The organism is Amycolatopsis sp. VS8301801F10 (assembly GCF_046195355.1).
Taxonomy (GTDB): Bacteria; Actinomycetota; Actinomycetes; order Mycobacteriales; family Pseudonocardiaceae; genus Amycolatopsis.
Window position 1 is genome coordinate 3,253,103 of the sequence record NZ_CP176065.1, and the last position, 16,431, is coordinate 3,269,533.

A 16,431-nucleotide genomic window follows, 5' to 3' on the forward strand; every position below is an offset into this window, starting at 1 on the left:
TCGGCTACCCGCTCTGCCGGGCGCCAAACGCGCCCGGCCGGCTAGGGCAGCACCCGGCACAACGCGGCCAGCGCGCCCGACCACGCGCTCGCCGACGGAGTGCTGAAGCCGATCACCAGCGCGTCGCGGTCCGCGGGTGCTTCGGGATGCCGGAACGCGCCGAGCCCGTGCATCGCCAGCCCCTGCCACGCGGACCCTTGCACCACGGCGTCCTCCTCGCCGGCCGGGACGTCCGCGAGCACCTGCAGCCCGGCGGACAGCCCGGTCACCCGGGTGTTCGGCGCGTGCTCGGCCAGCGCCGCGACGAGCTGGTCGCGCCGGCGGCGGTAGTGCAGCCGCATCGCGCGGATGTGCCGGTCGTAGCTGCCCGAAGTGATGAACTCGGCCATGGTGAGCTGGTCGAGCACGCCGGAGAACGGATCGCGCTCGCCCTTGGCCTCGGCGGCGGCCCTGGCGATCCGCGGCGGGAGCACCATCCAGCCCAGCCGCAGGCCCGGGGCGAGTGCTTTGCTTGTGGTGCCAAGGTAAATCACGTGTTCCGGGTCGAGTCCCTGCATCGCGCCGACCGGGCTGCGGTCGTAGCGGAACTCGCCGTCGTAGTCGTCCTCCAGCACCAGTCCGCCGGTCCGGCGCGCCCAGTCCACCACGGCGGCGCGGCGGTCCGGATGCAGCGCGACACCGGTCGGGAACTGGTGCGACGGCGTCAGCAGTACCGCGCCGACGTCGGGCAGGTCGTCGAGGCGTTCGACCGTCGCGCCGTCGGCGTCCACCGGTAGTTGCGGAGTGTCCAGGCCGACCTTGGTGAGCTGCGCGCGATGCACTTGCAAGCCGTACGACTCTACGGCGACCGCGCGGGTTTCGCGCTGCTTCAGTACTTCGGCGAGTACGACGAGACTGTGCGACGTACCGGTGCACAGCATGATTTGGTCGGGGTGCGCGCGTACGCCGCGAGTACGGGCGAGGTACGCGGCTACGGCTTCGCGTAGCTCAGGACGGCCGTACGGACCGCCGTAGCCGAACGCGTCGTCAGGCGCGTCGGTCAGGGCGCGGCGCGCGGCTTTAAGCCAGTCTGCGCGCGGAAACGCGGACAGGTCAGGTTGGCCGGGGCGCAGATCGTGCACGATCCGGTGGCGCGACGCGGGCTTCGGCACGGCTGGTGCGGGCGCTGTCTCGGCGCGCGGGGCAACCCGGGTTGCGGCGCCTTGCCGCGCGGTGAGCCAGCCTTCGGCGACCAGTTCCGCATACGCTTGCGCCACGGTGTTCCGGGCGATTCCCAGATCCGCGCCGAGCGTGCGGCTGGACGGCAGTTTCGCGCCCGGAGCGAGCCGCCCGGTGCGGATAGCGTCGCGCAGGGCCTCCATCAGGCCGTCGCGCAGGCGGGGTCCGCGCAGGTCGAGGTGGAGGTCTTCACTCAGCGAACTGGCCCACTCCGCGCGCACGGAAATGGACCATAACAGAGTGCCAATCGCTCGTAGGGTCGAAACTATGACGACGACAGAACGACTTCCGGTGCAACCTCCCCGCCTCACCATGGCGGAGCTGGCACCCGAGGCTTACAAGGCGATGATCCGTCTCGACGCCGCGACCCGGCACGGCATTGACCCGACGCTGCGGCAGCTGGTGCTGATCCGGGCGTCGCAGATCAACCACTGTGCCTTCTGCATCGACATGCACTCGAAGGACGCACTGGCCGCCGGGGAAACGACCGAGCGCGTCATCCAGCTGTCCGCTTGGCACGAGTCGAAGCACTTCTACACCGCGAAGGAGGTCGCCGCGCTGGAGCTGACCGAAGCGGTCACCGTGCTCACCGACGGCTTCGTGCCCGACGAGGTCTTCGCCCGCGCCGCCGAGCACTTCGAGGAGGCCGAGCTGGCCCAGCTGATCGCGACGATCACGGTGATCAACGCGTGGAACCGGTTCGCGGTCACGACGCGGATGGTGCCCGGCGAATACGTTCCGGGGAAGCACTGACCTGGTGGTCTGGACCACTATGCGAGCAGGATCACGGGAGGTCATGCCGCCGGTTTGGCCCGGCGACGGGAAAAGGGCGACCGGAGTTTCGGGCGCTCTTTTCCCGGGCTGGTGACTTAACCGATCCAGGCTGATCACGGAGAGTGCTCGGCAATGCTGGTGTCTCCAGAGTTCGGTTAAGTAAGCAGACGCTTAAAAACGAGGTGTGCAGCCGTTGGTGCTTTCTTGACGGTTTGTGACGGCGACTACTGACGGTGAGTTTTACCCGCGAGGGTGAGGTTGATTCCGGATGCCGTAGTTAGCGTGGTCGGCGCGATCCAGTGAACTTTTCCGGGTCGCGTCCGTTCTCGCTGAAATGGAGTTCCGTGATGACCCGGGGTGACGCACCGGTGGTCTGGCTGATCGCCGGCACCCGGCCGGAGGCGATCAAAATGGCGCCGGTCGTGCAGGAAATGCGCCGGTCCGGACGGCTGGATCCGGTGCTCGTCGCGACCGGGCAGCATCCGGAGCTGGTCGACCAGGTGCTCGCCGCGTTCTCGCTGACCCCGGACCTGCGGCTCGCGCTGAACCGGGTCGACGGCGGGCAGCCGGAGTTGTTCTCGCAGCTCATCACCGGTCTCGACGCGCTCGCCGCGCGACGGCCGCCCGCCGCGGTGCTCGTGCAGGGCGACACGACGTCCACTGTGGCCGGTGCGATGGTCGCGTTCTGGCGCAAGATTCCCGTGGTGCATCTGGAAGCCGGGCTGCGCTCGTTCGACCTGCAGTCGCCGTTTCCGGAGGAGCTGAACCGGCGGCTCGTCACGCAGGCCGCGAGCCTGCACCTGGCCCCGACCCCGGACGCCGTGCAGAACCTGCGTGCCGAAAACGTCGACGACAGCGTTCTTCTTGTCACGGGAAACACTGTGGTGGACGCGATTTCCCGGGTGACCGACCAAGGAGTGTCCTTTGCCGACGGTGCGGTCGCGGACGTGATCGAGTCGGCGACGCGGGGCGAGTGCCGGTTGGTGCTGGTGACCGCGCACCGCCGGGAATCTTGGGGCGAGCCGCTGACTCGCATTCTGTCCGCTGTGGACACGCTGCTGGCGCGGCATCCGGATGTTCACGTGTTGCTGCCGATGCACCCGAACCCGGCTGTGCAGGAAACGGTGCGTAATGCGCTGGCGGGTCACCCGCGCGTGGTGCTGACTCCTGCGTTGCCGTATGAACAGACTGCGGCGGCGATCGCGGCCAGCTCGCTCATCTTGTCGGATTCCGGTGGTATTCAAGAGGAAGCGCCGACGTTCAAGGTTCCGGTGCTGGTCTTGCGGGACACGACGGAGCGGATGGAAGCCGTCAACGCCGGTTGCGCGATGCTCGTCGGAACGGATGCCGAGTTCATTGTGGACACCGCGTCGAGGTTGTTGACCGATCCGCCGCAGCGAGCAGCGATGAGCGCGCGCGCCAATCCGTTCGGCGACGGCCGGGCCGCGGAGCGCACCGAGCAAGCGGTGGCCTGGCTGCTGGGATTGGCTGCTCAAGCGCCGGAGCCGTTCGTGCCGGAACTGGCTGAGGTCGCGCAGTGAATCAACGCTTCCCGGCGTGGTTGCGGCTCGGGATCATTGTCGCCGCGGTCGTCAGTCTGGTGGGCGGGATCGTCGTCGTGGTCTCGGACGACGGTGCCGGTTCGGAAGCCGCCTCTCCGGCCGAACCGGTTCTGCGGCAACCGAAAATCGGGCTGGCGGGCCCGGGCGGCCGGGACGACCGGCGCACGTTGGTGCTGTTCGATGACGGGCGACGGTTGCGGCCGAGTCCGCCCGCGACGCAGGTCGCCGAGGAAGCGCAGGCCAACGCCATCCAGACGGCGAACCTGGTTTCCCGTTCCACCGCTTGGCGAATGCTGCCCGCCGCCGATTACCGCAGCGGCGAGCTGAACGAATACCAGGCGGTGGTTTACGTCGGCACGGTTTATGACGCGCAACTGCCGCCCGCGTTGCTGGAGGACGTGAGCCGGACCCGGATGCCGGTGGTGTGGATGGGCAGCAATATCTGGCAGCTGTTCGACCACGCGCCGACGCTCGCCGGAAAGTGGGGTTGGACGTGGGCTCCGTTCCGGGAGGACAAGGTCACGACGGTGTCCTATCGGGACACTGAGCTGCGCCGTGATCCCAATGCCGGGGTCGATGTCTTGAGCGTGCGAGTGAACTCGCCGAAGGCGAAGGTGCTGGCGCAGGCGAAGTCCGCCGAGGGAGTGGCATCGCCGTGGGCGGTCCACAGTGGATCATTTACCTATCTCGCCGAGGTGCCGTATTCCTACGTCGGCGCGGGCGATCGTTATCTGGCGGCTGCTGACATTCTGCTCGGCGCGCTCGCGCCGGACACTCCAGAACGTCGTCGGGCACTGGTGCGGATCGAGGACATCGGTCCGCTTACGCCGCCTGCTGAAGTGCGGGCGATCACGGATTACCTGAGCGGGCATGGTGTGCCGTTCTCGTTGGCGGTCTACCCGTATTACGCGGACCCGCGTGGTGCGGCGAACGGTGGGAAACCGACGTTCGCGCGGTTGGTGGACCGTCCGGAACTTGTTGCGGCCCTGCGAGATGCGGTCGCGCGGGGTGGAACCTTGGTGATGCACGGCTACAGTCACCAGAACGGCGAGACTGCCAACCCGTACTCGGGAACCAGCGGTGCGGACTACGAGTTCTACCGGGCAACCGTCGACCACCAGGACAATGTGCGGCTCAGCGGACCGGTTCCGGAGGATTCGCCGGAGTGGTTCCGCAATCGTGTCGCGACCGGTCTCGCCGAGTTCGACCGGGTCGGCTTGCCGCGGCCGGACGCGTTCGAGTTTCCGCATTACGGCGGGTCCGCAGTGGACTATCAGGAGGCCGGAAAGGTCTTTCCGATGCGGTACGACCGCGGCAGCTACTACGCCGGGCAGTGCGACGGTGGCCAATGTGGACGGACCGAAGTGTCGTATCGCGAGGTATACGGGCAGTTCTTCCCGTATCCGGTCCGCGATGTTTACGGGACTGTCGTGGTGCCGGAGAACGTCGGGAACGTGGCTCCGGCCAAGTTCAATCAGCACGCCGCCCGCACCGCCGACGACATCCTGGCTGACGCGAAGACCTATCGCGTGGTAACCGACAGCGTCGTCAGCTTTTACTATCACCCGTTTCTTGGCCTCGGAGACCTTCGGAAGGTGGTCGAAGGCATCGAAGGCCTCGGCTACCGTTTTGTGTCTCCGGCTGCCGTCGCTGCTTGAGTTCATTCTGGAAGGAAAAGAAATGTCTGTCACCCGGGTCGCTCCCGCGGTCGTTTCCGCTGCCGCGATCGGTGTCGCCCCGTTCCACGGGGTGCTGTGGTTCGTGTTGTCGGTAGCCGGATTCGTGGCGATGGCGTTGACGGTCCGTTCGGTCCGGCTGCGGGCCAGCGGATCCCGGGGCCGGCACGCGGCATGACGCAGCCGTGGTGGTTCGTGCTGCTGCTGTGCTGGTGGCCGGTGCACAACCTGGTGCTGGCGGCCTTCGCCTGGCGCGCGCCGCGGCCCGCGGCAGAACGTTCGGCACGCCCGTTGCTGTTCTGGATTGTCATTCCGGCGCTGAACGAAGAACGCGTTATCGCCAACACGGTGCGGAACGCGTTGCGGCTGGGCAGTCCGGAAACACCCGTGCGAGTGCTGGTCATTGACGACGGGTCCGATGATGCCACGCCGGAGATTGTCGCGGGCATTAAGGATGATCGGCTGCATGTGTTGCGGCGTGATTTGCCTCAGGCTCGGCAGGGCAAGGGCGAGGCACTCAACGCGGGTTATCGTTACATCGACGCTATTGCGGCGCGCGAGGGCACTGTTTCGCAGACCGTCGTGGGGATCATCGACGGTGACGGGCGTGGCAGCACCGGGTTGCTTGCTGAGGTCGCGGCGATGCTGCGCAGCCGCGGGGTCGGTGCGGTGCAGTGCCGGGTGAGAATCCACAATAGACACCGGTTGCTGGCGTTGCTGCAGGACTTGGAGTTCGGCGCGATCGCGGATGCTTCGCAGTCGTTGCGGGACGTTCTCGGCAGTGTCGGGATGGGCGGCAATGGGCAGTTCACCCGACTGTCGGTGTTGCGGAAGTTCGGCCCCTCGCCGTGGAGCGATTGCCTGGTCGAGGATCTTGAACTGGGATTGCGGCTGCACCTGGCCGGGGTGCGGATCCGGTACACGCAGCGTGCTTGGGTAACGCAGCAGGGGCTGGAAGACACCCGTCGCCTCCTGCGGCAGCGAACCCGCTGGGCGCAGGGAAATCTGCAGTGCTCGCGCCATTTGCGCAGTCTCGCGACGTCTCGGTTCATCGCTGGGACGGGGTTGTTCGACTTCCTGGTCTACCTCGTCGTGCCGTGGCTGACCGTTCCGCTTTCGCTGCTTGCCGCGGCGTTGCTGGTGATCGTGCCGGTGGCGTTGCTGACGGGGAATTCGTTCGGCGGTTTGGTCGCGGAGACCGACAACCTGTCGCAGGCGGTGGCGTGGTGGCTCGCCGCGTTGCTGCTGCCCGGAATCATGTGGGCGATCGTCTACTTTGTCCGGTTGCGCGACGAACCCCTGCACCGGGCATTGCTGGCCGGAGTGTGTTATCCGGCGTTCTTGCTGCTCGGCGTGCTGGCGACCTGGCGGGCCGTGTTCCGGATCGTGCTGAAGCGGAACGTGTGGGCGAAAACGGAAAGGCTGGCAGAGTTGCCAGCCTGACCGTCCTCAGAGAGTGCGCAGCAGTCGTACGGGATTCTCGATGCAGTCGGCGACGAAGCGGAGGAACCCGCCCGCGGTGCCGCCATCGCAGACGCGGTGGTCGAACGCCAGCGTCAGCTCGGTGATCTTGCGGGCGGTGACCTGACCGTCCACAATCCACGGCCGGTCGATGATCCGGCCGACGCCGAGGATCGCGACCTCCGGGTAATTGATGATGGCCGCCGAACCGTCCACTCCGAACACGCCGTAATTGTTCACGGTGAACGTGCCGCCGGTGAGGTCGGCCGGAGCGAGTCGCCCGGCGCGGGCCTGTTCGGTGCGGTCGGCGAGCGCGGCGGAGAGATCTTCCAGGGTGTGCTGGTGTGCGTTCTGGACCACCGGGACGACCAGGCCGCGGTCGGTCTGCGCGGCGAAGCCGAGGTGGACACTGGACGGGATGACGATCTCGTCGCCTTCCAGATGCGCGTTCAACTCGGGGAATCGGCGCAGGCCAGCGACGGCGAACCGGGCAATGAGCGCGAGCAGGCTGATCTTCGGGGCATGCGGATCGCTGTTGAGCGCGGTGCGCAGCTGCAGCAACTCGGTCGCGTCGACGTCCACCCAGACGGTCGCCTCAGGAATCTCGCGGCGGGAGCGGGCGAGTTTGTCGGCGACGGTTTTGCGCAAGCCGCGCAAGGGGATTCGTTGCTCATCCGCCGGGGTTGCCGGGGTCTCGGCGGCGGCGATCGCGCGTTCTACGTCGGCGCGGCTCACGATGCCGTCGGTACCGGTTCCGGTCAGCGCGTGAAGGTCCACTCCGGACTCGCGGGCGAGACGACGGACCAGCGGAGACACTACGCGGATGCGGTCCGAAGTGGACTTCGGCGCTGCGGCCGGTGCGGTCGCCGGTGCCTTGCTGCCGCGCGGCCGCCTCGCCCGCCGGGTGCGGGTTTGGCTGGTGCCGTAGCCGATCAGGACGTTTCCGCTGCCCTCCGGGGTCACGACGCCGGGTTCGGTGAAGTCCGCGGCACTGTCCACAGTGATCAACGGGCTGCCGACGGTCAGCACTTCGCCGGCCGCTCCGTGCAACGCCGCGACTCGGCCCGCGAACGGCACCGGAACCTCGACGCTCGCCTTCGCGGTCTCGACCTCCACGACGGTCTGATCCACGGTGACGGTGTCGCCGACCGCGACGTGCCACGCGACGATTTCCGCCTCGGTCAGTCCTTCGCCGAGATCAGGCAGTTTGAAGACGGCCATCACTTCTCCCCGTCGAGAGGCGCCGCGTCGTCCCATTGGAGGCGTTCGATCGCGTCCAGGATCCGGTCGACGCCCGGCAGGTGGTGCTGTTCCAGATTCGGCGCGGGATAAGGAATATCGAATCCGGCCACGCGCAAAACCGGTGCTTCCAAGTAATGGAAACAGTGCTCGGACAGTTGCGCGGCGACCTCGGCGCCGTAACCGCAGAATCGGCTCGCCTCGTGCACGACGACCGCGCGACCGGTGCGTCGCACGGAAGCGGCGACCGTTTCCAGGTCGAATGGCGCGAGGCTGCGCAGATCGATCACTTCGGTGTCGTAACCCTCTTCGGAGGCGGCTTCGGCAGCTTCGAGGGTTGTGCCGAGTGCGCCGCCGTAGGAAATGAGGGTCACGTCGCTGCCTTCGCGGCGGATCACCGCTTTGTCGAGACCGGGCGAACGGCGTTGCGGGTCAACGGTTCCCTTTTCCCAATACCGGCGTTTCGGCTCGAGGAAAATGACCGGGTCCGGGCTGTCGATCGCCTCGCGCAGCAGGGTGTAGGCGTCGTCCGGCGTGGCCGGGGTGACGACGCGCAGCCCGGCCGTGTGCGTGTAGTAGACCTCGGACGAGTCGCAGTGGTGCTCGACGCCGCCGATGCCGCCGCCGTAAGGCACGCGGATCACCACGGGCAGTTCGACCTGGCCCTTGGTGCGGTTGCGGAGTTTGGCGAGGTGGCTGGTGATCTGTTCGAACGCGGGGTAGGCGAACGCGTCGAACTGCATCTCGATGACCGGGCGCAGGCCGTTCATCGCCATCCCGATCGCGGTGCCGACGATGCCCGACTCGGCGAGCGGCGAGTCGAAGACGCGGGCGTCGCCGAAGCGTGCGGCGAGCCCGTCGGTGACGCGGAAGACGCCGCCGAGCGTGCCGACGTCCTCTCCGAAGACGAGCACGCGCTCGTCCTCGGCGAGTGCGTCCGCGAGAGCGCGGTTGAGCGCCCCGGCGAGGGACAGCGTGGTGTCCAGAGTGGCGGTCATGCCTGGTCCTCGGTGTTCTCGTGCGCCAGTTCGGCGGCCTGCTGGCGCAACGCGGCGGTCGGTTCGGCGTACACGTGCCGGAAGAGATCCGCCGGGTCGAGCTCGGTGTCCACGTTCATCCGCTCGCGCAACGCGGCTGCTTCCTCTTCGGCGCGCGCGTCGATCTCTTGCTGCGCCTTGTCGTCGAGGAGGCCACGGTCGGTGAGGTACTGCTTGAGCCGGCTGATCGGGTCGCGCGTGAGCCACTGCTCCACTTCGGCCTTGTCGCGGTAGCGCGTCGCGTCGTCGGCGTTGGTGTGCGACTCCATGCGGTAGGTGACGGCCTCGATCAGCGTCGGTCCTTCGCCAGCCGCGGCGCGCGCGACCGCCTGCTCGACGACAGCGTGTACGGCGGCAGCGTCATTGCCGTCAACGAGCACGGACGGCATGCCGTAACCGACACCCTTGTACGCGAGCGAAGGAGCAGCGGTCTGCTTCGCGAGCGGGACACTGATGGCGTAGCCGTTGTTCTGTACGAGGAAGACCACCGGGGCCTTCCAGACCGCAGCGAAGTTCAGCGCTTCGTGCGTGTCGCCTTCGCTGGTGGCACCGTCACCGACGAGAACGAGCGAGACCGTGTCCTCGCCCTTCACGCGCGCAGCGTGCGCGAAGCCGACCGCGTGCAGCGTGTTGGTGGCGAGCGGCGTGCACTGCGGGGCGACGTTGGCGCGGTACGGGTCGTAGCCGCAGTGCCAGTCGCCGCGAAGCAGCGTCAGCACCTCGACCGGGTCGACGCCGCGCGCGACGACGGCCATCGAATCGCGGTAGGTGGGGAAAAGCCAGTCCTGCGGGCGAAGCGCGAGGATCGAGCCGATCTCGGCGGCTTCCTGCCCGCGCGCCGACGGGTACACCGCGAGCCGGCCCTGTTTGGTCAGTGCGGTGGCCTGGGTGTCGAAGCGGCGGCCGGAAACCATGCCGCGGTAGAGGCGGAGGAGGACGTCGTCCGCGGGCATCGCGAGCGCCGGGTCGGGCGTCGGCGTGCCGTCGGCGGCCACGAGGCCGAGCGGCTCGTCGCTGGGCAGGAAATAGGACGCGGCAGTGCGTTCCGTGGTGGTCACCGACAGCTCCCATCGACGAAGACGAGTAGGCCCTGATACTCGTGTGCGAGCGATCAGAGATCCAGACTTGACTGGGAACTGTGGAATGATGGTCGGGTTGGTGCTTCTTGATTGGACGATTGGCTTGCGAGGTGGCGCGGATGTCCCAGCCGGGTGGACAAATGGCTGCGGTGCTGGACGAGGTCGACCTGAAACTGATCGCCGAGCTGAAGAAAGACGGCCGCGCGTCGATGCGCGCCCTGGCCGAACGCGCGCACATTTCGCGGGCCGGCTGCTACACGCGTGTGGAGCGGCTGCACCGCGAAGGCGTGATCACCGGGTACACGGCCGTCACCGATCCGCGCCGGATGGGGCAGGGGCTGGCGGCGTACGTGTACTTGAAGATCACGCAGAACTCGTGGCGCACGGTGAGCGCGGAACTCAAGCACATCCCGGAAATCGAACACGGCGGCCTGGTGTCCGGGGACAACGACCTGATCCTGTTCGTGCGTACCCGCGACGCGGACAGCCTGCGGGACTTGGTGTTCGAACGGTTGCAGAACATGCCGGACGTGCTCTCCACACACACCGTGCTGGTCTTCGACGAGCTGTGAGCCTTGCTCAGGCCGCTTTGACCAGGTAGACCGCGAGCCGGAACACTCCGGTCGCTTCGAATGGCATGGGCGCGCGGCGGTACCCGGCCCGTTCGTAGAGCGCGATGTTGCGTTCGCTGGACGCGCCGGCGAAGAGGACGTACTGCTTCGTCTCCGGCGGGGCGTGCCGTTCGGCGTGTTCGAGGAGAAACCGCCCGAGGCCGCGGCCAGCCAGGTCCGGCGCGACCATCAGGCGGCTGATCTCCCAGCCGCCGTCCTCGACGCCGCGGGCACGGACCGCGCCGACGAGCCGGTGCCCCAACCGGACGACCCAGCTGTGCCAGGTCTTGATCGACTCGCGCACTTCGTCGAGGTCTTCCCTCAGTGCTGGATGCTCCAAGGTGTTGTTGAGCAGGGCTTCCTGCACCCAGCAGCACCGTTGGAGCACCATCAGCTCGGCGGCGTCGTCGGGGGTCGCGGGGAGCAGGGTCGCGCCGGGGAGGGTTTCGAGGTCCACCTGTGTTGTTCTAGCACCGGAAGCACCGGGTTCAGGAGCCCAGGACGAATTCCGCGCCGAACGGATCTTTGACGGTCACCATGCGTCCGTACGGGCTGTCCTGCGTTTCGACAATCTCGCCGCCGTGCTCGACCGCCCGCGCTCCCGCCGCGTCGGCGTCGGTGACGAGGAACAGGGTGCCCCACACCGAGGCCGAGGCGGACGGGTCGCCGACGATGCCGCCGATTTCGTGGCCGTCTGGGCGGCGGAGGAAGGTGAAGTCGACGCCGGACAGGTCGTCGTTGCCGTCGAGGGTGAAGGAGAAGACCTGGCAGTAGAAATCTCGCGCCGGGTTGGGCGCGGGCGTGACGAGGTCGTTGCGCATCAGGGTGCTGGGTTCGTTGACGAGCCGGGCGCCGGGGAGTTTGCGGCCCTGCCAGAGCCCGAAGCGCGCACCCGTCGGGTCTTCGGCGACGGCGACGCGAGCCTGGTCTCCGTCGTCGCGGGGGTGGTCGAGGAGCTTGCCGCCTGCGGCGGCGACGGCCTTGGCGGTGCGGTCGCAGTCGTCGGTCGCGAAGTAGACCGTCCAGGCCGGGCGGGCGGTTCCTTGGCGGAGGCCGGCGACGGGGAGGTCGCGCAGCAGGCAGTGGTCGCCGTCGAAGGTCCAGCCGAGGACGGAACCGTAGAAGCGTTGCGCGCGGTCCAGGTCCGGCACGGTGAGGTCGATCCAGGTCGGGGTGCCGAGCGGCTGGTCGCGGTCGACGGTGCTCATGGAGGTCCCTTCGTCGGTGATGGCGGCGACGGTAGGGCGAATCGCGGACAGCTGCGGTCCTCGGCCGCTCACCATGTGGGAGGCAGTGGCCGGGTCCGGTTCGGCGCACGCATTCTGGACCGGCACCCCGGATCGGAATGGCAGGCGAGAATGAGCACGTCCCCGCTCGAAAACCCCGCTTGGGCCGCGTTGAGCGGCCCGCACGCGTCGTTCGCGGAGCAGAAGGGGCAGGTGCTGCGGTATCCGGTGGATGTCTCTCCGTTCCTCGCCGTGCCGGACCGGCCGGACGAACACGTCTGGCACGACATCGCCGACCTCGTCGGACCGGGGGCGTCGACGGTCGTGGTCGGCCGCGTCGGGACTCCGCCGCCCGCGGACTGGACGGTGGAGGCCGAGATCGCCGGGGTGCAGATGGACGGTTCGGCCGCCCCGGCGGCCGCCGACCCGGAGGCGGTGCGCCTGACCGAGGCGGACGTGCCGGAGATGCTGGACCTGGTGTCCCGGACGAAGCCCGGCCCGTTCCTGCCCCGGACGATCGCCCTGGGCACCTACCTGGGCATCCGCCGCGACGGGGCGCTGGTGGCGATGGCGGGCGAGCGCATGCATCCGCCGGGGTGGACGGAGATCAGCGCCGTGTGCACAGACCCGGCGTTCCAGGGGCAGGGGCTGGCTGCCCGGCTGGTGCTGGCGGTGGCCGCGGGGATCCGGGAGCGCAGGGAACGGCCGTTTCTCCACGCGGCCGCGACGAACACCGGCGCGATCCGGTTGTACGAGAAGCTGGGGTTCCGGCTCGTCCGGGAGATGCAGTTCGGCGCTTATCGGGCTCCTTCTCTGTAGTCGGCTGGGATTTCGGCGTGGCCAGTCGGTCGAGATGACAGGCAGGGGAAACGCGATGAGGCCGAGGTCGGCCAGTGCGGGGTCGTGCCGGTCCCGCACCACCAGGGCCGAGTCGTAACCGGTCGCGCCACCAGGCCCGTGGTCGGCGCGACTGTCCATTGTGGATCTAGGGGCAGCTAGGGGTCGTTGCGCGGGCTGGGGCGCGGCTACCGTGGGTCGGCGAAGAAGGATCCGTGGCCGGGTCGTCCCGGCGCAGACGTCGGAAAGGCGGTGGGACGACATGACGGGTAGCGCGAATTCCGACGAGGACAGCTGGTTTCGCCGCTTCCACACGTCGCCCGAGGCGAAGGCAAGGCTGGTGTGCCTGCCGCACGCCGGAGGTTCGGCTCCGTTCTACTTCCCGGTTTCGCGGGCGCTTACGCCCGACATCGAGGTGCTGGCGGTCCAGTACCCGGGTCGGCAGGACCGGCGGCACGAGCCGTTCCTGACCACGATCGATGCGTTGGCCGACCGGATCGCGGAGCTGCTGCACGGCCGCGACGATCTGCCGCTGGCACTGTTCGGGCACAGCATGGGCGCGATGATCGCCTTCGAGGTAACTCGCCGGCTGGAGGCCGCGGGCACCGCGGTGGACACGCTCTTCGTGTCCGGCCGCCGGGCGCCGACTCGGCCGCGCAACGAGAGCGTGCACACCCGCACCGACGACGGCGTGATCGACGAGCTGCGCCGGTTGAGCGGCACCGAAATGGACCTGCTCGGCGACGACGACGTCGTGCGGATGATCCTTCCCGTGGTGCGCAACGACTATCGCGCCGTGGAGACCTACCGGTACCAGCCGGGCCCGCCGCTGACGGCTCCGGTGGTCGCGTTCACCGGCACCGAGGACCCGGTCGCCTCGGTCGACGAGGTCCGGTCGTGGAGCGAGCACACTTCGGCGGGCTTCGAGCTGGTCCCGCTCGCCGGCGGGCATTTCTTCCTGACCCGCCATCAGGACGTGATTCTCCGGTACCTGAACGATCGGCTTGTCGACAAGGGGCGTGCGCATGTCTGAGGCATTGGCGGTCGGTTTCGACAGCAAACTCGAGGAACTGCGGGAGATCAAGGAGGCCGCCCGGCGGGGTCCCGACGACTCGGCGACCGCCCGGCAGCACGACCGCGGCAAGCTGACCGCGCACGAGCGCATCGACCTGCTCCTCGACCCGGGTTCGTTCACCGAGATCGAGTCCTTGCGCCGGCATCGCGCGACGGCCTTCGGCCTCGAACACCGCAAGCCCTACTCGGACGGCGTGGTGTGCGGCTGGGGGACGGTCTACGGGCGCACGGTGTTCGTGTACGCCCACGACTTCCGCATTTTCGGCGGCGCACTGGGCGAAGCGCACGCGCAGAAGATCCACAAGGTGATGGATCTCGCCGCGGCGGCCGGTGCGCCGTTGGTGTCGCTCAACGACGGAGCCGGTGCCCGGATTCAGGAGGGCGTGACGGCGCTCGCCGGGTACGGCGGGATTTTCCAGCGCAACACCCGGTCTTCGGGGGTTATCCCGCAGATCTCGGTGATGCTCGGCCCGTGCGCAGGCGGTGCCGCGTATTCGCCCGCGTTGACGGATTTCGTGTTCATGGTGCGGGAAACCTCGCAGATGTTCATCACCGGCCCGGATGTGGTGCACGCGGTGACCGGCGAGGAGATCACCCAGAACGGCCTTGGCGGCGCGGACGTGCACGCCTCGACGTCGGGGGTCGCGGCGTTTGTCTACGACGACGAACCCAGTTGTCTGGAGGACGTCCGGTACCTGATTTCGCTGCTGCCGTCCAACAACAACGAGGTTCCGCCGGTGGAGCCGACGGCCGATCCGGCGGACCGCCGCACGGACAAGCTGCTCGACGTGGTGCCGACGGACGCGGCCCGCGCGTACGACATGTGTGCGGTGATCGAGGAAATCGTCGACGACGGCGAGTTCCTCCAGGTGCACGCCGGCTGGGCGACGAACGTGGTGTGCGCCTTGGCGCGCCTGGACGGGCACGTGGTCGGGATCGTGGCGAACCAGCCGGCGACGCTCGCCGGGGTGCTCGACATCGAGGCGAGCGAGAAGGCCGCGCGGTTCGTGCAAACCTGCGACGCGTTCAACATCCCGCTGGTGACGCTGGTCGACGTGCCGGGCTTCCTGCCCGGGGTGGACCAGGAACACGGCGGGATCATTCGGCACGGTGCGAAGCTGCTGTACTCCTACTGCAACGCGACGGTGCCGCGGGTGCAGATGATCCTGCGGAAGGCCTACGGCGGCGCGTACATCGTGATGGACTCGCGGTCGATCGGCGCGGACGTTTCGCTCGCGTGGCCGACGAACGAGATCGCGGTGATGGGAGCCGAGGGCGCGGCGAACGTGATCTTCCGGCGCGAGATCAACGCGGCCGACGACCCGGAGGCGGTGCGGCGGCAGAAGATCAAGGAGTACAAGACCGAGCTGATGCACCCGTACTACGCGGCCGAACGCGGACTGGTCGACGACGTGATCGAGCCCGGCCGGACGCGGGAGATGCTGATCCGGTCGCTGTCGATGCTGCGGGCCAAGCACGCCGACGTTCCGGCGCGCAAGCACGGGAACCCGCCGATGTGATGGGGGTTCGGAGCGCGCGTCGAGGAATGGATGGGGTGGTGGCGGGTCCGGGGCCGGGCGGTCTTGAGGCGGTCGGAGAGTCGGGCGGGGCGTTGGGCGGGGAGGAGTTGCCTGCCGCGCGGGCCGGGTTCGGCGGGGGCGCGGGTGATGCGGGGGTTTGTTCGGTGCTGCGGGATCCCGCGGGACCGGGGGACTCCGGTGATCAGAGGGCTCCTGCTGGGCTTGGTTCTTCTGCGGTGCAGGGGGATTCGGCTGGTTCTGGATTCGTTGAGGCGGCAGTAGGCGGATCTGGGGCCGGGGGAGGGCCGTCTGGATCGCTGGGAGAATCTCCTGGGGATCTGAGTCGGGCGTCTTTGGGTGGTTCGATGTCGGTCGGGGCGGCTGGTTCTGGGTGCGATGAGGTGCCAGCGGGCGAGGCTGCGGCGAGCGCGGCGCGGGCTCCGGTGTTGGAAGGGTCATCTGGGGCTTCGGGTGGGGTGGGTTCGGTTGCTGTGAAACAGGGTTCGGGTGGTTCGGCGTCGGCAGCGGGCGAGGCTGCGGCGAGTGCTGGGCGGTCTGGTGTGGTGGCAGGGTCGGCTGGGGGTTCGGGTCGAGGGGACTCGGGTGGTTCGACGTCGGTCGGGCTGGTCGGTTCTGGGCGCGGTGAGGCAGCAGGCGGATCTGTGGCCAGTGCACAGCTGTCTGGAGGGCTGGAAGAATCGCCTCGGGAGCCCAGTCGGGCACTTGCGGGAGAGGCGGATCCAGTTGCCACGCAAAAGGGTTTAGGTGGTCGTGAAGCTCCTGCGGAGCGTGCTGCGGCGGTAGTGCCCGCAGTGCGTGTGGTGCGGGGGAATCCGGATGACGGGGAAGTGGCTGCGTTGCTCGTGGCGTTGGCCGCGGTCGGTCGGGCAGCGGGGGCTGGGCATGAGGGACCTGTTGTGCCGTCACCTCGGCGACCGGCCGCAGGGTTTGTTCCGGCGACGAGCTGGCGGGCGCGGTAGCCCTGGTCGAGGAAGGCGCGAGGGGGCGGGGTCCGCGTCGGCGCATAGCGATGCGGGCTTTTCGCAGTAGTGTGACTCCGGCATTGGCGGCTGCGCGGAGTGCCGGTCTTCGGAGGGGCCAGTTAAGGCGAGGTGCG

16 protein-coding genes are annotated in these 16,431 nt (G+C 68.3%); 10 read left to right on the top strand and 6 right to left on the bottom strand.

What is annotated here, in order from left to right; all coding sequences use genetic code 11:
- Nucleotides 1-41: 41 nt before the first annotated feature.
- The gene (locus F9C11_RS15795) at nucleotides 42-1,439 is read right to left on the bottom strand and encodes a PLP-dependent aminotransferase family protein (RefSeq protein WP_409185615.1); all 1,398 of its coding nucleotides are present in this window, start codon (nucleotides 1,437-1,439) and stop codon (nucleotides 42-44) included.
- Nucleotides 1,440-1,485: 46 nt separating this feature from the next.
- On the opposite strand from F9C11_RS15795, the gene F9C11_RS15800 reads away from it, so the two are divergent.
- The 5 genes from F9C11_RS15800 (at nucleotide 1,486) to F9C11_RS15820 (ending at nucleotide 6,673) form a co-directional block, all read left to right on the top strand.
- The gene (locus tag F9C11_RS15800; RefSeq protein ID WP_409185616.1) at nucleotides 1,486-1,971 is read left to right on the top strand and encodes a carboxymuconolactone decarboxylase family protein; all 486 of its coding nucleotides are present in this window, start codon (nucleotides 1,486-1,488) and stop codon (nucleotides 1,969-1,971) included.
- A gap of 368 nt (nucleotides 1,972-2,339) precedes the next feature.
- Entirely contained in the window at nucleotides 2,340-3,533 is a 1,194-nt protein-coding gene (wecB, locus tag F9C11_RS15805) for a non-hydrolyzing UDP-N-acetylglucosamine 2-epimerase (RefSeq protein ID WP_409185617.1), read from the top strand.
- The gene (locus tag F9C11_RS15810; RefSeq protein ID WP_409185618.1) at nucleotides 3,530-5,212 is read left to right on the top strand and encodes a DUF2334 domain-containing protein; all 1,683 of its coding nucleotides are present in this window, start codon (nucleotides 3,530-3,532) and stop codon (nucleotides 5,210-5,212) included. Before wecB ends, F9C11_RS15810 begins: the two co-directional genes overlap by 4 nt.
- A 22-nt stretch (nucleotides 5,213-5,234) precedes the next feature.
- Nucleotides 5,235-5,408 (top strand): hypothetical protein, encoded by a 174-nt coding sequence (locus F9C11_RS15815; protein WP_409185619.1) that lies wholly within the window; start codon nucleotides 5,235-5,237, stop codon nucleotides 5,406-5,408.
- Nucleotides 5,405-6,673: a glycosyltransferase family 2 protein gene (locus tag F9C11_RS15820; protein WP_409185620.1), complete on the top strand. Its 1,269-nt coding sequence runs from the start codon at nucleotides 5,405-5,407 to the stop codon at nucleotides 6,671-6,673. The genes F9C11_RS15815 and F9C11_RS15820 overlap by 4 nt, the downstream gene beginning before the upstream one ends.
- A 6-nt stretch (nucleotides 6,674-6,679) precedes the next feature.
- On the opposite strand, the gene F9C11_RS15825 is transcribed toward F9C11_RS15820, so the two are convergent.
- The 3 genes from F9C11_RS15825 to pdhA are packed head-to-tail and all read right to left on the bottom strand — an operon-like array spanning nucleotide 6,680 to nucleotide 10,025.
- Nucleotides 6,680-7,912 carry a dihydrolipoamide acetyltransferase family protein gene (locus F9C11_RS15825; protein WP_409185621.1) on the bottom strand — a complete coding sequence of 411 codons (1,233 nt, stop codon included), beginning with the start codon at nucleotides 7,910-7,912 and terminating at the stop codon, nucleotides 6,680-6,682.
- Entirely contained in the window at nucleotides 7,912-8,928 is a 1,017-nt protein-coding gene (locus F9C11_RS15830) for an alpha-ketoacid dehydrogenase subunit beta (RefSeq protein WP_409185622.1), read from the bottom strand. The genes F9C11_RS15825 and F9C11_RS15830 overlap by 1 nt, the downstream gene beginning before the upstream one ends.
- Nucleotides 8,925-10,025: a pyruvate dehydrogenase (acetyl-transferring) E1 component subunit alpha gene (pdhA, locus tag F9C11_RS15835; RefSeq protein WP_409185623.1), complete on the bottom strand. Its 1,101-nt coding sequence runs from the start codon at nucleotides 10,023-10,025 to the stop codon at nucleotides 8,925-8,927. Before pdhA ends, F9C11_RS15830 begins: the two co-directional genes overlap by 4 nt.
- Nucleotides 10,026-10,186: 161 nt before the next feature.
- Here pdhA and F9C11_RS15840 point away from each other — a divergent pair, with 161 nt between their 5' ends.
- Entirely contained in the window at nucleotides 10,187-10,618 is a 432-nt protein-coding gene (locus F9C11_RS15840) for an Lrp/AsnC family transcriptional regulator (RefSeq protein WP_409185624.1), read from the top strand.
- Nucleotides 10,619-10,625: 7 nt separating this feature from the next.
- On the opposite strand, the gene F9C11_RS15845 is transcribed toward F9C11_RS15840, so the two are convergent.
- Together F9C11_RS15845 and F9C11_RS15850 are read right to left on the bottom strand one after the other, a co-directional pair.
- Nucleotides 10,626-11,114, bottom strand: coding sequence for a GNAT family N-acetyltransferase (locus F9C11_RS15845; protein ID WP_409185625.1), 489 nt, complete (start codon nucleotides 11,112-11,114; stop codon nucleotides 10,626-10,628).
- A gap of 31 nt (nucleotides 11,115-11,145) precedes the next feature.
- Nucleotides 11,146-11,865: a VOC family protein gene (locus F9C11_RS15850; protein ID WP_409185626.1), complete on the bottom strand. Its 720-nt coding sequence runs from the start codon at nucleotides 11,863-11,865 to the stop codon at nucleotides 11,146-11,148.
- Nucleotides 11,866-12,015: 150 nt separating this feature from the next.
- Between F9C11_RS15850 and F9C11_RS15855 the strand changes: the two genes are divergently transcribed.
- The 4 genes from F9C11_RS15855 (at nucleotide 12,016) to F9C11_RS15870 (ending at nucleotide 16,294) form a co-directional block, all read left to right on the top strand.
- Nucleotides 12,016-12,702, top strand: a complete 687-nt coding sequence (locus F9C11_RS15855; protein ID WP_409185627.1) for a GNAT family N-acetyltransferase — start codon at nucleotides 12,016-12,018, stop codon at nucleotides 12,700-12,702.
- Nucleotides 12,703-12,982: 280 nt separating this feature from the next.
- Nucleotides 12,983-13,753 carry a thioesterase II family protein gene (locus tag F9C11_RS15860; protein ID WP_409185628.1) on the top strand — a complete coding sequence of 257 codons (771 nt, stop codon included), beginning with the start codon at nucleotides 12,983-12,985 and terminating at the stop codon, nucleotides 13,751-13,753.
- Complete coding sequence (locus F9C11_RS15865; RefSeq protein ID WP_409185629.1) at nucleotides 13,746-15,314, top strand: acyl-CoA carboxylase subunit beta; 1,569 nt, start codon at nucleotides 13,746-13,748, stop codon at nucleotides 15,312-15,314. Before F9C11_RS15860 ends, F9C11_RS15865 begins: the two co-directional genes overlap by 8 nt.
- Nucleotides 15,315-15,679: 365 nt before the next feature.
- A complete protein-coding gene (locus tag F9C11_RS15870) occupies nucleotides 15,680-16,294 on the top strand; it encodes an acyl-CoA carboxylase epsilon subunit (RefSeq protein WP_409185630.1) in 615 nt (204 codons plus the stop codon).
- Nucleotides 16,295-16,431 lie beyond the last annotated feature (137 nt).

Coding starts and splice junctions, on each gene's coding strand:
- F9C11_RS15800 (WP_409185616.1), top strand. CDS start 1,486: ATGACGACGACAGAACGACTTCCGGTGCAACCTCCCCGCCTCACCATG.
- wecB (WP_409185617.1), top strand. CDS start 2,340: ATGACCCGGGGTGACGCACCGGTGGTCTGGCTGATCGCCGGCACCCGG.
- F9C11_RS15815 (WP_409185619.1), top strand. CDS start 5,235: ATGTCTGTCACCCGGGTCGCTCCCGCGGTCGTTTCCGCTGCCGCGATC.
- F9C11_RS15820 (WP_409185620.1), top strand. CDS start 5,405: ATGACGCAGCCGTGGTGGTTCGTGCTGCTGCTGTGCTGGTGGCCGGTG.
- F9C11_RS15825 (WP_409185621.1), bottom strand. CDS start 7,912: ATGGCCGTCTTCAAACTGCCTGATCTCGGCGAAGGACTGACCGAGGCG.
- F9C11_RS15830 (WP_409185622.1), bottom strand. CDS start 8,928: ATGACCGCCACTCTGGACACCACGCTGTCCCTCGCCGGGGCGCTCAAC.
- F9C11_RS15840 (WP_409185624.1), top strand. CDS start 10,187: ATGGCTGCGGTGCTGGACGAGGTCGACCTGAAACTGATCGCCGAGCTG.
- F9C11_RS15850 (WP_409185626.1), bottom strand. CDS start 11,865: ATGAGCACCGTCGACCGCGACCAGCCGCTCGGCACCCCGACCTGGATC.
- F9C11_RS15855 (WP_409185627.1), top strand. CDS start 12,016: ATGAGCACGTCCCCGCTCGAAAACCCCGCTTGGGCCGCGTTGAGCGGC.
- F9C11_RS15860 (WP_409185628.1), top strand. CDS start 12,983: ATGACGGGTAGCGCGAATTCCGACGAGGACAGCTGGTTTCGCCGCTTC.
- F9C11_RS15865 (WP_409185629.1), top strand. CDS start 13,746: ATGTCTGAGGCATTGGCGGTCGGTTTCGACAGCAAACTCGAGGAACTG.
- F9C11_RS15870 (WP_409185630.1), top strand. CDS start 15,680: ATGTCGGTCGGGGCGGCTGGTTCTGGGTGCGATGAGGTGCCAGCGGGC.